Genomic DNA, 15,299 nt, shown 5'->3' with positions numbered 1-15,299 from the left:
TCGGGCCAGCGGATCGGCCCACGGAGAACACCATGACCCAGACCCTGCCCGCATCGAGCGCAGAGTGCGTGCTTTATCCCCTCACCACCCCGCAACTGGACATCTGGCTGGACCAGGTGCTGCACGCTGACAGTCCGTTGTACAACATCGGCGGCTATGCCCGCATCAACGGCACGGTCGACGCCACGCTGCTGCAGGCGGCCTTCAACCAGATCGTCAACGGCCACGATGCCCTGCGGATCCAGCTGGTGCCCGGCTCCAGCGAGCACCCGCTGCCGCGCCAACGCTTCCTGGGGCCGGTCGACGCCCCGCTGGCGGTGCACGACGTGTCGGGCCATGCCGATCCGGAAGCCAGCGCATTGGCCTTGCTGCAGGCCAAGCTGCAAACCCCGTTTTCCTTTGACGATGGGCTGCTGGTGCGCGCGGACCTGGTCAAGGTCCGGGAAGACCTCCACTACTGCTTCGTCAATTGCCATCACCTGATCATCGATGGCTGGTCCTTCGCCATGATTGGCCGAACACTCAGCCAGGCCTATACCGCCCTGCATGACCAGGCGCAAAACGCGGCGACAGCACCGACCTATCAAGCGTATGTCGAGCAGCAAGTCGCCAGCAAAGACTCGGCTTCGTTCCAGCGCCAACGCCAGTACTGGCTGGAGAAGTACCGCACACTGCCCGAGCCCCTGCTCGCGCCCCGTCACCTGGGTCGACTCGACCAACGCCTGGCGCCCAGCCAGAACCATGCCTGGCGCTTGCCCCGGGCGCTTTACAACCGTCTTGGCGAAAACGCGAAGGCCGCGGGCCAGGCGACGGTCTTCCACGTCATGCTCGGGGTGCTGTACAGCTACTTTGCGCGCACCGAGCAACGGGATGAAATCGTCATCGGCCTGCCCATCCTCAACCGCGCCAATGCCGCACACAAGGCCACGATGGGCTTGTTCGTCGGCATGAGCCCGGTACGCCTGAGCCTGGGCACCGACCTGAGTTTCAGCGACCTGGTCGGCAAGATTGCCCTGACGCTCAAGCAGGATTATCGCTACCAGCGCTTCCCGCTGAGCGAATTGAACCGCGAACTCGGCTTGCAGAACCTGGGTCGGCGGCAGTTGTTCGACGTGGTGGTGTCCTACGAACAGGACCAGGACACCTGGTACGGGCCTGCGCCGGCACAGCCGGTCAAGCTCAGCAATGGCTACGAACAAATGCCACTGGCGATGCACGTTCGTGAGTCCGCGCCGCAAGACGATGTGTGGATGCACTTCATCTACAACGAGGCCTATTTCGATGCGCCGCAGATCGAGGCCTTGCAACAGCGCTTCATGAACATCCTGGCGTGCGTGGCCGCTGATTTCGACGTGTCGGTTGCGGCCCTCGACCCGTTGGCGCCCTCCGAGCGCCAACTGCTGCGGGACTGGAATCGCACCGGCGTCGACTACCCCAGGGATATGCTGCTCCATCAATTGATCGAAGCCCAGGTCGCCGCTCGCCCCGACGCCATCGCGGTGCGCTTCGCAGACCAGGCGCTGACTTACGACGCGCTGAACCGTCAGGCCAACCGCCTGGCCCATGCCCTGCTGGAAACCGGGCTTGGCCGCGACGATCGCGTTGCCATCTGCCTGGACCGCAGCCTGGAGATGGTGGTCGGCCTGTTGGGCATTCTCAAAGCGGGTGCCGCCTACGTGCCGCTGGACCCGGGTTATCCGGCCGACCGCTTGAGCCATATGCTCAGCGACAGCGCCCCCAGTGCCCTGATCACCACCCAGGGGTTATTGGCGAACCTGCCCGCCGTGACGATGCCCGTGCTGTGCCTGGATGCCGGCTCTGAAGCGCTGTCTCGAAAACCGACGCACAACCCGGACCCCGCCGCGCTCGGGCTGACGCCGCGAGACCTGGCCTACGTGATCTACACCTCCGGTTCCACCGGCTTGCCCAAGGGCGTGATGAACCAGCATGACGGGGTCGTCAATCGCTTGCTCTGGGCGCGCGATGCCTATGGGGTCGATGAACACAGCCGGATCCTGCAAAAGACGCCGTTCAGTTTTGATGTGTCGGTCTGGGAATTTTTCCTGCCGTTACTCAGTGGCGCGCAACTGATCGTCGCCGCCCCCGACGGGCACAAGGACCCGCGCTACCTGATGGACATCATGGCGAGCGCCGGCATCACGCTGCTGCATTTCGTCCCATCGATGTTGCAGGTCTTTCTCGACCAGGTGGAGCCACAGCGCCTGCCCGCGCTCCAGCAGGTCTTGTGCAGCGGCGAGGCCTTGCCCCATGCCTTGCAGAAGCGTTTTTTCGAATGTTTGCCAACGGTGCAGTTGCACAACCTTTACGGCCCCACCGAAGCGGCCGTCGACGTGACGGCCTGGCATTGCCGGCCCGATGCGCACGACGGCATCGTACCGATCGGTCGACCGATCGCGAATATCCACATGCATGTCCTCGACGCGAACCTGCAACTGCTGCCACCGGGTGTGGCCGGTGAGCTGCACATCGGTGGCATCGGGGTCGCGCGGGGTTACCTGAACCGTCCCGAATTGACGGCCGAACGGTTTATCCACGACCCCTTGGGCAGCGAGCCCCAGGCGCGGCTGTACAAGACCGGCGACCTCGGGCGTTGGCTGCCCGATGGCAGCCTCGAATACCTGGGACGCAACGATTTCCAGGTGAAAATCCGCGGCCTGCGCATCGAGCTGGGCGAGATCGAAGCCCACCTGCTCGCCTGTGAAGGTGTCAAGGACGTGGTCGTGATCGCCCGCCAGGAAGCCGGTGATGCGTACCTCAACGCCTATTGGGTGAGCGAGCCCGGCTGCTCGCCATCCCCGCAAGCGCTGCAGGAAACCTTGCGCCAGCAGGTGCCTGACTACATGGTGCCCAGGCACCTGGTCGAGCTCGATCAGTTCCCGTTGAATGTCAACGGCAAGCTGGATCGCAAGGCCCTGCCCGAGCCGACAGCCAACCTGGGTAGCGATACGACAGCCCCACGCACGGCGTTGGAACAGGCCCTCGCCGAGCTGTGGCGGGACAACCTCAAGCGCTCGACGCCGGGCATCCATGACAACTACTTCATGCTCGGTGGCGACTCCCTGAAAGTCATCCACTTGCAGATCCATGCCCGTGAACAGGGGATTGCACTGACCCTGGCGCAGGTCTACCAGTACCCCACCATCGCCCAGTTGGCCGAGGCCCTGGAGTCCGGGCAAACCCCGGCCACCGAGTTCGAACCCTTGGCCCACGTAGAGCCTTTCGCCCAGGTTCCGGCGGCGATCCGCCTGGCCAGCGAAGGTGTGTTCGATGACGTGTTTGCCGCTTCGCAACTGCAAGTCGGGATGATTTATCACTCGATGATGCACCCGGACTCGGCGATCTATCACGACATCTTCCGCTACCGCTTGCGCCTGCAGTGGGATGCGCCGGCATGGGAGCGGGCCTGTGCCGCATTGATCCGGCGTCATCCGGCCTTGCGCATGTCGTTCGATATCGGGCACGCCGAGGTGCCCATGGCCCGGGTTCACTCGAACGTCGAGTCCCCGGTGCAAATCATCGATGTCTGCTCAATGAGCCCCGACACCCGGGCCCAGGCCATTGCCGCCTACGTGGAGGAACGCAAGCGTTACCGCGAAGACTGGCATCGGGCGCCGTTGTATCAGTTCTGCGTGTTCGTCGCGGAGACTGAAATCGACCTGGTCTTCAGCTTCCACCATGCGATCCTCGACGGCTGGAGCGTCGCCACCTTGATGCGCGACCTGATCACGCTCTACACCTCGGCACCTGGCACCGACGCCCTGCCGGCCCTGACCACCACGCCAGCCGACTTCGTGGCCCTGGAGCAACAAGCCATGGCGACGCAGACCCACCGCCGGTTCTGGCGCGAATACCTGCACGAGGCGCCCGCCGCGGCCATGACCAGCTGGATCCATGGAGTGGCACCGGACCCGACGCCGCACCGCTCGGCCTACCGTGAACTGCCCGCCGCGGACCTGGCCCGGCTCGAAGCCTTCTGCCAGGCCCATGACCTGCCCCTGCGCGCGGTCCTGCTGACGGCCCACGGTTTCGCCCAGGCGATCATGTCCAATCAAAAGGACGTGCTGTGCGGCGTGATCAGCCATGGCCGACCGGCGTTCGAAGATGCCGCCTCGGTCCTGGGTCTGTTCCTCAATACCCTGCCGGTACGCTTCAGCAGCCAGGGCCAGAGCTGGTTGGAGCTGATCCGGGCAACAATTGCCCAGGAACAACAGGTATTCGCCCATCGGCGCTATCCGTTCGCATTGATTCATCGCGAGACCGATGTCGCCTTGAACGTGGTGTTCAATTACGTCGATTTCTACGTGCTCAAGGACCTGCTGGCCCAAGGCGAAGAGATCCTCACCGACTGGGAAACCACGGAAGCGAGCAACTACGACTTGCTGACCACCCTCGGCCGTCACCCCGCCAACGGTTCGCTGATGTTGAAGATGGACTACCGCACCGCGCGTGTCGCCACGAGCCAGGCCGAAGCCTATGCCGATTACCTGCTGCGCACGCTGGAACTGATGATCGCCGCACCTGAGGCCAAGCCGGCCATTCCGGCCTGGCTGCCGCCCGTCGCCCGAACCACACCGGAGGCCGCCAGGGCCTTGCCCCACGACAACCTGTCGAGCGTGTTACTGGACAGTTTCGCGCGCCATGGCGAGCAGACCGCCGTGAGCTTTGGCCAGGCCCGTCTTTCCTACCGCCAACTGCACGATACTTGCGCCCAACTGGTGAGCTGGCTGCACCGCCACGGTATCGGCCAGGGGGATCGGGTCGCGATCATGATGCCCCGCTCGCCCGACCTGATCGTCGCCTTGCTCGGTGTCGTACAGGCCGGCGCCGCCTACGTTCCGATCGACCTGAGCTATCCGCAGGAGCGTATCCAGCTGATTCTCGAAGACTCGCAGCCACGCCTGGTGCTGTTCGCCGATGCCTCTGCGAACCTGGCGATGGCCCTGGCAGGCCAGGCCGATACGCGCCACTGGGACAGCGTGGTCGCTGGCTTCGACGACGATCTGGCCGGCAGTCACCAACGGGTAGCCGCCATTGCCGCTGGCATCATGGCTGAAGACAACGCCTACTTGCTCTACACCTCGGGCTCGACCGGCCGCCCCAAGGGCGTGGCCATGCCGCACCAGGCCTTGACCAATATGATCCTCTGGCAGAACCGCCAGCAGGCGCAGGACGGCCATGGGACACAAGCGCTGAAGACGCTGCAATACGCGCCCATTTCGTTCGACGTTTCGTTCCAGGAAATTTTCTCGACCCTGTCCAGCGGTCATGAACTGGTGATGATTGACGAAGGGTTGCGCTATGACTTCATCCGCTTGCTGAAGTTTATTGGCACGCAAGCGGTGAATCGCCTGTTCCTGCCCTACGTCGCGTTCCAGGGCTTGGCCGAAGTCGCCACACAACTGGGTATTTACCCCTCCTCGCTGCGTCAGATCAACGTCGCCGGCGAGCAGTTGAAAATCACTGCCGAAATCCGCGACCTGATCGATCACCTCGGCGACTGCCGGGTGGAGAACCACTATGGCCCGACCGAGGCTCATGTGGTCACGAGCCTGCGACTTGAAGGCGCGACGGCGACCTGGCCAAGCATGCCGCCGATCGGCAGGCCCATCGACGGGGTACGCCTGCATGTCCTGGACGCGGCCGGCAACCCCTGCCCGGTCGGCGTGACGGGCGACCTGTTCATCGAAGGGGCCTGTCTCGCCAATGGCTACTGGAATCGCCCCGACCTGACCGACGAGCGCTTCATCTATCGCCAGCTCGAGGGCCAGACACGACGCTTGTATGAAACCGGCGATATTGGCTTCTACTTGCCTGGCGGCGATCTCGTGTACCAGGGCCGCAGCGACGCTCAAGTCAAGATTCGCGGTTACCGCGTCGAGCTCGGCGAGATCGAAGTGGCCATGCTCGGCTCCGCCCGGTTCAGGGCCGACATCGAGCAGGTGGCGGTCATCGACAAGACGGCAACCGATGGCAGCCGTTATCTGGTGGGCTTCGTCCAGGCCCTGCCGGGGCGCGAGCCGGACCTGGACCAGTTCAAGGCGGAAATGCGCCTGGCGCTGCCCGACTACATGGTGCCGAACACGCTGGTCAGGATCGCGCAGCTACCGCTCGGGCCCACGGGCAAGATCGACCGGCAGCGCTTGCAAAAGATAGAAGTCCAGACCACCTTGCAGCGGTCCTTCATTGGCCCGCGCAATGCCATGGAGGATCTGCTGCACGCCTACTGGCAGGAAACCTTGGACCTGGACAACATCAGCGTCCACGACAACTTCTTCGAGCTGGGGGGCAATTCGCTCAAGGCGGTGCGACTGGTGGCCATGCTCGCCAGACATCAAGGCCTGGAACCTTCGCTGTCCGACTTTATCCAGGCGCCGACCATCGCCGAATTCGCCCAGGTGCTGCAACAGACCGAAACCGGACACCCCGGCGCCGGCGCGCTGGTGGACTTCAAGAATGCCACGCGCAAGCCGACGTTGTTCCTGGTCCACCCCATCGGCGGACACGTGCTGTGCTATGCGGCACTGGCGCGGGTGCTCAAGGACCAGGTCCACCTGTATGCCCTGCAAGCGCCAGGCACATGGGATGGCCGTGAACCGCTGCAATCGGTGCAGGCCCAGGCGGTGAACTATGCGGACGCCATCGAGCGGGTCGCCCCTGAAGGCCCCCTGAATATAGGCGGCTGGTCCTATGGCGGCGTCGTGGCGTATGAACTGGCCAGCGAGTTGCAGCGGCGCGGACGGCGCCTGCACAACGTGTTCCTGCTGGACACCATCGTGCGTGTCAGGCAGGGCGAGGTGCGGATAGAACGCAGCGAGTTCATGAACTGGTTCATGTGGGAACTGCTCAGCGGCGACGGCCAGAAGGAGTACGCCTACCACGCCCTGGACTTCTCCTCCCAGGACGACCCGCAGGCCTTCGCGGCGATCCGGCAGCACGGCATCGACCTGGGCCTTTTCGACGAGACCATCACCCTGGTGACACTCGATCAGTTGTTCCGGGTGTTCCATGCCAACTGGCAAGGGCTGCTGGACTATCGCTTCCCGCCACTGGACCTGCCCATCACGCTGTTCGCCGCGGACGTCGAGCTGCCCGATGTACTGCAAGCTCCCCATGAACTGGTGGGTACCGCCTTCCGCGACCCGTACCGCGGCTGGCGCTCGATTGCGCCCCACGTGCAGCGAGTCGCCGTGGAGGGTGACCATCTGACCATGATGCGCGAGCCGCACATCGAGCGAGTGGGCCAATGCATCCGGTCGCGGATGGACCTGGCCCGGGCCAGGAACGCCGAATCCATGAACGCACTGGCTTGACCATGATCGCCGATCACGGGGCCGGATTGACGGCCCCGCTTGACTCCATCGCCCGGTCGTTCCGGGCCCGATACAGGTAAAACAGCATGACAGCACCCAAAAAAGCCATTGTCGCCGGCGCCGGGATCGGCGGGCTGACCGCCGCCATCGCGCTGCAGCGCGCGGGCTGGCAGGTCAAGGTCTTCGAAGCGGCCCAGACACTGCGCACCGGTGGCACCGGCTTGTCCGTCATGGCCAATGCCATGGCGGCGTTGCACTCGATTGACGCCCATGTTCCGGTGGAACAGGCCGGCCAGGTGATCCGCGACTTCTTCTTCAAGAAACACCAGGGCGATGCCATCACCCGCATGCCGATCCACGAGATCGGCGAACAGTTGGGTCATCCCAGTGTGAATATCCAGCGCCCGCTGTTGCTGCGCGCGTTGGCGCAGCAGCTCGCCCCCGACACCTTGACGACCGGGCTGCGCTGCACGGGGTATGACCCTCGCCCCGATGGTGTGGTGGTGCGGTTCGAAGACGGCAGCCTCCAGGAAGCGGATCTGTTGATTGGCGCCGATGGCCTGAACTCGGTGATTCGCCAGCAGATGCTCGGCGAAACCCCAACCCGCCCATCGGGTTATGTCGCCTGGCTGGCGGTGGTGCCCTTCAGCCATCCGGTCATGACCGAAGGCTACGTGGCGCATTACTGGGGACGCGGCAAGCGCTTCGGGCTCTGCGATGTCGGGGACGGCCAGGCGTATTGGTGGGGCACCTGCAATCACGAAAACGCGGCGGATGCCGCCTTGAACATCAGCAAGCAGGAAGTGCTCGCAGCCTACGCCGACTGGGCGCCGGAAGTCGTGGCCGCCATCGAGGCCACCCCTGAGAGCGTCATACTGAAAATGCATGCCCGGGACCGCCATCCCGTCGAGCAATTCTGCGATGGACACGTGGTGCTCTTGGGCGATGCGGCTCATCCCATGCTGCCCAGCCTGGGCCAAGGTGCCGCACAGGCGATCGAGGATGCCGTGGTACTGGCCGATCGACTGACGCAAACGCCGGACCTGCGCACCGCGCTACTGCACTACCAGGCCCATCGTCACCCGCGGGCCAACGGGATCGTCAATGCCGCGCGCTTCATGAGCGGTATCGAGCAAAGCGAATCGACCCTCGCCTGCTGGCTGCGAGAATGGTACATGCGCCTGACGCCACAGAGCAGCTTGCGGAAAAAGAACATCGACCTCCTCTCGTTCAAGCCCTGCGCATGACTTGGCGAAACGGTCACTGAGCGAACTGGACGGGACGGCGTGAAACCCGACCGGCTACCGATGACACTAAAGCGTCAATGACAAAAAGCGACTCCCATATAGACAAAAAACGACATGCACCGGGAGGAAAATCGATAAACGAGAATTCTTCACCATACTGGGATTCCGGAATTGGGACACTACTGCAAGACAATTCCCACGTTGACAATCATGAAAAAAGCAACCTCTCGAGAATCGAACCTAGAATACAACCACTTGATTTAGCTGAATATTTTCATTAAACCGCGCTGAAATCCGTCCCCCGCGGCGATCCTCGTAAAGGAAAAAAACTGTGACCCAACGTGTTTTTTGCCCGGAGGTATCCAAGAACCCACACCCCACTGACTGACCCGGAATGTCCCTGTTTTCCCTTACAGACTTTTCCCACATGGAAACGCCTAATAGCCCTACCGGCTAAACCGTTTAAGTCAATAGGTCCACAAGACGTTATTGACTCCAAGTATCAACTCCAGAAGAGGCTCAAGCATTTTGGAAGCGGTCGGATTTTCTTCCGTCAACATCACGGATGCGGAGTTTTTTCGAGTAAGCAGGAATAAGGACTATGAATCGACATGCGTGTATTGAGGGTGCAGAAAAATCGCACCTCTACGTAGAGCTAGGAAAGCTGATTTCAAGTGTCGGACACGAGAGTTTCTTGACCAACGTGCACCAGATGATCGAAACAACGGTGCCTGTCAGTCGACTCGAATTGAGTGAATGGACAGCCGACGACACCCAGTCGAACGTCCTCGATGTACAGCTGTTGGGGTATGCGGGTGCGGAAAAAAACGTGCACATGCAGTCCCCCTGCCCCACCACGGCGATACAGCGCAACGATCACCCCTTAGTGAAAAGAGTGCTGGAAGTGGATGACGCCCTGCTGATCCATCTGAACGCACGAATGAAAGATGAAAGAGGCAATGACTGCCTCGGCACTTCCCACCAGTGCATTCTGATTTCACGCAAGGCCAACCGCCGCTGTGTGATCTCATTGCAACGCCCTCAGGTACAGCGCGACTTTTCCCTTCAGGAACTGTCCTTTCTGAAATACCTTTCCGAAACGCTGTTGCCCCTGGCCGAGCGTCATGCGCACCTCAATCGCCAATCTTTCAAAGCCTCTGGCAGCGCTACGGGCCATCCACTCGATGCCGCCGAACAGACCCAGTTGCAACGGGATTTCAATGATCGATTGAGCCCCTGCGACGTCACCCTTTCCGTGCGGGAAAAAGAAGTCTGCCTGGGCCTGCTGGCCGGGGGTACCGTGCCGGAGATTGCGGAAAAGCTACAGGTCAAGAACAGCTCCATCGAAACCTACCTCAAGCGTGCCGCCGCCAAGCTGGGCGTGAGTGGGCGGCATGGGCTGGCGAAATGGATGATCGGATCATGACGGCTCGCCGCGCACGGCCCGCCAGAACCCGCCTGCCTGCGCCCGCGGGGTCTGGGCAGGCACCACAATGAGATAACAGGTCGATGCATAAACTCTTGAGCCCCCTGGCGGCCGCGGCATTCATGCTGGGCGGTTGTTCGCTGATCCCGGACTATCAACGGCCCGACGCACCGGTCGCCGGGCAGTATCCGCAAACCTCGGCCTATGCCCCGGCCTTGTCGGGGCCCCTGGCGGCCGAACAGGGTTGGCGTGATCTGTTCCAGGATCCGGTGCTGGCGCAACTGATCGAAAGCGCGCTGGCCAACAACCGCGACTTGCGGGTAGCGGCGCTGAACGTCGAGGCTTACCAGGCGCAGTATCGGATCCAGCGGGCGGACCTCTTCCCGGCGATCAGCGCCAACGGCACCGGTTCGCGCCAGCGCCTGCCGGCCAGCCTCACCGGAACCGGTAACGCCGCCATCAGCAGTTCGTATTCGGCAACCCTGGGGATCAGCGCTTATGAACTGGACCTGTTCGGGCGCATACGCAGCCTCAGCGACCAGGCGTCGCTGATCTATCTGTCCAGCGAAGAGGCCCGCCGCAGCAGCCAATTGAGCCTGGTGGCCAGCGTGGCCAGTGCCTACCTGACCTGGCGTGCCGACCAGGAACTGCTGGCGCTGACCCAGGACACGCTCCAGTCCTATGATCAAAGCCTGCGCCTGACCGAACGCAGTAACCAGGTCGGCACCGCCTCGGCCTTGAACCTGAGCCAATCGCGAACCTCGGTGGAAAGCGCCAGGGCCAGCCTGGCGAAGTTCCAGCGCCAGGTCGCCCAGGACCTCAACAACCTCACGTTGCTGGTGGGCACGTCGGTCGCCGATGACCTGCCCGGCCGTCCACTGGCATCGGACCTGCTCAGCGAAGTACCGGCGGGCCTGCCTTCGGACTTGCTGCAACGCCGGCCGGACATCCTGGAGGCCGAGTACCTGCTGCAATCGGCCAACGCCAACATCGGCGCGGCCCGTGCCGCCTTTTTCCCGAGCATCAGCCTGACCGCCAACGCGGGCAGTTCCAGTACGGAACTGTCCGGGCTGTTCAAGGGCGGGTCGGGCAGCTGGACATTTCAACCGCAGATCAACCTGCCGATTTTCAACGCGGGCAGCCTTCGGGCGAGCCTGAACTACTCGAAAATCCAGAAAGACATCCGCGTGTCGCAATACGAGAAAGCCATCCAGACCGCCTTCCAGGAAGTGTCCGATGGCCTGGCGGCACGCAAGACCTATAAAGACCAATTGATCGCCCAGCGCGATCTGGTGCAAGCCAACCAGGATTACTACCGCCTGGCGGAGCGACGTTATCGCATCGGCGTGGATAGCAGCCTGACCTTCCTCGATGCCCAACGCTCGCTGTTCAACGCCCAGCAAACCCTGATCGTCGACCGGCTGTCGCAGCTGCTCGCCGAAGTCAATCTGTACAAGGCCCTGGGCGGGGGTTGGGTAGAACGCACAAGCAACGTGACTGTGAGGTGACTGCAAATGGGCACATTCGAACCCGGGACACTGGTGCGCTTACGTTCGGGAGGCAAGACGATGGTGGTCAAACAGGCCTCGTCCATCTCCCAGATGCCGGATACCTTGCTGCTCTTGTGTGAGTACCGAGCCAAGAATCGCTTGGTGCAGGGTTTCTATGCGATACGCGACCTGATCCCAGCTTCCGGAAACCCGGGCACTGAAAGTTCATAGCGACCCCGGTCAACCGGCCCTTGTGGCGAGGGAGCTTGCTCCCGCTGGGCTGCGCAGCAGCCCCAAAGAAGCTGAACGCAATCAACCTGACACTCCTCAGTGGCAGGTTTCGGGGCTGCTTCGCCCCCAGCGGGAGCAAGCTCCCTCGCCACAAAAGCAGTCCGATGCGCCTTGAGCGTCGTCAGACCGTACGCGAATACTGGACTGTCTGGCCTGCCTCCAGGTATGCGTCGAACGCCATGGCCACGTTGCGCATCATTAATTGGCCCTGGGGCAACAGCACCAACTCATCGGCGCGAATGTCCAGCAACCCGTCGCGCACCAGCTCCTGGAGTCGTTCCAGGGCATCGGCGAAGTATTCGCCAAATCGAATGCCGAAGGCATTGTCTATCCGGTCGAAGTCGATGCGCCCATGGCACATCAGCTCGCTGATGACCTCACGCCGCAGGCGGTCATCGTCGCTCAGCCGATAGCCGCGCTGCACCGGTAGCAGGCCTTGATCCAGCCAGGCGTAATACTGGGAAAGCTCCTTGACGTTCTGGTTGTAGCTGTCACCCACCTTGCCGATCGACGACACCCCCAGGCCAATCAGGTCGCAATCGGCGTGGGTGGAATAGCCTTGGAAATTGCGCTGCAAGGTGCCCTGGGCGCGGGCGCGCACCAGTTCGTCATCCGGCAAAGCGAAATGGTCCATGCCGATGTAGACGTAGCCGGCTTCGGTCAGGCGATTGATGGTCAGTTCCAGCAATTGCAGCTTGCGCTCGGGCGGCGGCATGTCTTCGGGGCGAATCATCCGCTGCGCCCGTACCCGTTGCGGCAGGTGGGCGTAGCTGTAGGCCGCGATCCGGTCCGGACGCAGGGCGATGATCTTGCTCAAAGTGGTATCGAAACTGGCGATGGTCTGCAACGGCAGGCCATAGATCAGATCGACGCTGACGGATTTGAAGCGCGCCCGGCGCGCGGCCTCCACCAGCTCGACGACCTGGGCCTCGCTTTGCACCCGGTTGACGGCAATCTGCACCTGGGCATCGAAATCCTGGACGCCAAAGCTCAGGCGATTGAATCCCAGTTGGCGCAGGCCTTGGATCTGTTGTGCATCGATGGTCCGCGGATCGACCTCGATGGAAAACTCATGGGCGTCGCTGTCATCCATGTCGAACGACTGGTGCAGGCAATCCATCAGGTCGGCCAGTTGCCCATGGGTCAGGTAAGTCGGCGTGCCCCCGCCCAAATGCAACTGGGTCAGTTTGCGCGAGCGATCGAACAAGGCCGCTTGCAGGGCTATTTCGCGCTTGAGGTAGGTCAGGTATTCGGCGGCGCGATGGGTCTTGCGGGTGATGATCTTGTGGCACGCGCAGTAATAGCAAAGGCTCTGGCAGAACGGGATATGGATGTACACCGACAACGACTTGGGCTGCGCAGCCTCGTGACTGCGCTGGGCGGCCTGGCGGTACTCGTCCATGGCAAAGGCCTGGTGGAACTGCGGGGCCGTCGGATAGGAGGTGTAGCGCGGGCCCGGGCGGTCGTATTTCTCCACCAGGGCACGATTGAAACCGGAGGCAGTCGTCATGAAGGGTTCAACTTTTCAAAAGCGTGTGGGCTTGCCTCATCCGGTGCCGGGTCGAACAGGTTGCAGATCGCATCCACGTTCAAGCGCCCGGCGGGCAAGATGCCGATAAACCGGCTCGTCAGTTCGATCAATCCCTGGTCATGCAACACTTCCAGCAACGGCCAGACAGACGCGAAGTGCTCGCGAAACACCAGGCCGAAACGTGCTTCGATGGCTGGTATGTCCAGCTCCAGGTCACAGGAAAGCTGCTCGGTCACGCTCGCGCTGACCTGGTCCTGCGCTTCGCAACGCCAGCCACGACACACCGGCAATTGCCCGGCATCCAGTTGCTGGCAATAGCGAAGCAGATCGTCGGTGTTTTGTACGTACAGGTGCTCGATCTGAGTGATGGCCGACAAACCGAAACCCACGTGGTCACAGCAACCGTGACGGGTAAAACCCTGGCAATTGCGATGCAGGCGTCCGTGCTCCTGGGCTACCGCCAGGTCATCGTCGGCCCTGACGAACTGGCCCAGGCCGATGTAGTGATAACCGGCACCGATCAACTGTTCACAACAGATGCGCCGCATGGCGTCCTTGTCGGCCGTGCAGCAAAAGGCGCCAGCCACTCCGGCGTTCTTCGAGCGATAACGATAAGGCGCGCGGGCATAGTCGAAAACGTGCAGCCGGTCCGGTTCCAGTTCGATCAGCGTCGCCAGTTTCAGGGCGAAACTGTTGGGCGTCTGCCAGGCGTGGCCGTAGCCCAAGTCAATGTTGATGGAGCGAAAACCAAACGTGCGCGCTGCATCGATCAGCGAATGGATCGGCGCCGGGTTCTGGTAGCAATCGACCGACAGCGCGCTGTCGACGCCAATGTCGGGCACGCCGATGCTGACATGGGTGAAACCCTGGTCACGGATCAGGCCCATGGTCGACCAGTCGGTGTGATGCAGGTCCACTTCGATGCTGTGATCGGCACCGTCGTACTCGCTGAAGTCGAAGCGCTTGCGCAGATCGCTCATCAGTTTCTGCAAATGAGCGATCACCGGTGTGCCACCGGTCAGGCAAAACTGCTCGACGCGCCGCCCTGCCCCCAGGTGGCAACCGACCAAACCCATTTCATACGCCAGGCGCTGCAGATAGCCCTCGATCTCGCCGCATCGGCAGTCACTGGCAAGGGGCGAACACGACGCCAGCCGCAAACGCGACGGCAGGTGCACCGCCACGGATAGGGGCCGTCGTTTCTGGCGGCTGGTGCGCAACCCCCGAAGCAGGTCGAGGGACCCGATGCCGGTGTGGAATCTTCGTGTACCGACTGGGCAATCGAAATCAGCCACCCGTGGGGCACGTCCCGAGGGGCGCTCAACGAGGGTATGGAACGGGTCGAACATGACAATCTCCGAGTGACTGTGCAGGGGCAGTTTGCGCGCTAACCCGCCGGGCCACCTTGACCTGTATCAAGCGCCTTGGCCCCCGCCGCCAGCGCTTACCAGGTGATGTAGAACATGCCCTTGGCCAGCAGCACGATCGCCACCATGTGCAGGAACACGCTGACATGGATGATGTGCACGTAGCGGGCGTTCATGCGGGCGCGCTTGAACAGCCACATGGCCCAGAGGAAATGCCCCAGCACACTGCCCGCCAACAGGATCTTCAGCCCCAGCAGCACGCCGAAGGACGACTGCAACGGCGACGACAATGCCGGCCAATAGCGCAGCCAGACCATGCCGCCGCCCGCGCCGAACAGCACCAGCAGCACCCATGGCATCAACTGCCGGGCGCGCCGGCTGATGCCCTGCTCCAGCAACACCATGACCTTGGCGGGCAGTTGCTTGCGGATGCTTTCCAGGAACAGGACCTCGAAGAACACCGTGCCGATGAACACCAGCGCGGCAAACAGGTGCAAGGTCAGGAACAGCGGATAACTCATGGGGGCCTCGGTCGCCCCTTTCAGCAGGGCGCTGGTTTATTCGAGGTTATCCCGCGGGCCCGGAAGTGGGGTTGATGCCAATCAAGGAAACCGCA

Annotated in this window: 7 protein-coding genes; 4 read left to right on the top strand and 3 right to left on the bottom strand. The window is 62.4% G+C overall.

What is annotated here, in order from left to right; genetic code table 11:
- The first annotated feature begins 32 nt into the window (after positions 1 to 32).
- The 4 genes from ACZ5M5_RS13710 (at position 33) to adeC (ending at position 11,512) form a co-directional block, all read left to right on the top strand.
- The gene (locus ACZ5M5_RS13710; protein ID WP_464739220.1) at positions 33 to 7,331 is read left to right on the top strand and encodes an amino acid adenylation domain-containing protein; all 7,299 of its coding nucleotides are present in this window, start codon (positions 33 to 35) and stop codon (positions 7,329 to 7,331) included.
- An 86-nt stretch (positions 7,332 to 7,417) separates the two neighbouring features.
- Positions 7,418 to 8,578 (top strand): FAD-dependent monooxygenase, encoded by a 1,161-nt coding sequence (locus ACZ5M5_RS13705; RefSeq protein WP_464739219.1) that lies wholly within the window; start codon positions 7,418 to 7,420, stop codon positions 8,576 to 8,578.
- Positions 8,579 to 9,179: 601 nt separating this feature from the next.
- On the top strand, positions 9,180 to 10,004 hold the full coding sequence (locus ACZ5M5_RS13700; RefSeq protein WP_060742643.1) for a helix-turn-helix transcriptional regulator: 825 nt from the start codon (positions 9,180 to 9,182) through the stop codon (positions 10,002 to 10,004).
- An 83-nt stretch (positions 10,005 to 10,087) separates the two neighbouring features.
- Complete coding sequence (gene adeC, locus ACZ5M5_RS13695; RefSeq protein ID WP_464739218.1) at positions 10,088 to 11,512, top strand: AdeC/AdeK/OprM family multidrug efflux complex outer membrane factor; 1,425 nt, start codon at positions 10,088 to 10,090, stop codon at positions 11,510 to 11,512.
- A gap of 394 nt (positions 11,513 to 11,906) precedes the next feature.
- Here adeC and hemN read toward each other — a convergent pair whose 3' ends face one another.
- The 3 genes from hemN to ACZ5M5_RS13680 all read right to left on the bottom strand — a co-directional run bounded on the left by hemN (position 11,907) and on the right by ACZ5M5_RS13680 (position 15,204).
- Positions 11,907 to 13,295, bottom strand: coding sequence for an oxygen-independent coproporphyrinogen III oxidase (hemN, locus tag ACZ5M5_RS13690; protein WP_464739217.1), 1,389 nt, complete (start codon positions 13,293 to 13,295; stop codon positions 11,907 to 11,909).
- Positions 13,292 to 14,665 (bottom strand): oxygen-independent coproporphyrinogen III oxidase, encoded by a 1,374-nt coding sequence (locus ACZ5M5_RS13685; RefSeq protein ID WP_464739216.1) that lies wholly within the window; start codon positions 14,663 to 14,665, stop codon positions 13,292 to 13,294. Before ACZ5M5_RS13685 ends, hemN begins: the two co-directional genes overlap by 4 nt.
- 95 nt (positions 14,666 to 14,760) lie before the next feature.
- Complete coding sequence (locus ACZ5M5_RS13680) at positions 14,761 to 15,204, bottom strand: CopD family copper resistance protein (protein ID WP_092165611.1); 444 nt, start codon at positions 15,202 to 15,204, stop codon at positions 14,761 to 14,763.
- Between the last annotated feature and the right edge of the window lie 95 nt (positions 15,205 to 15,299).

The organism is Pseudomonas sp. Van50, from assembly GCF_055390755.1.
This window is presented reverse-complemented; position numbering and strand designations above follow the sequence as displayed.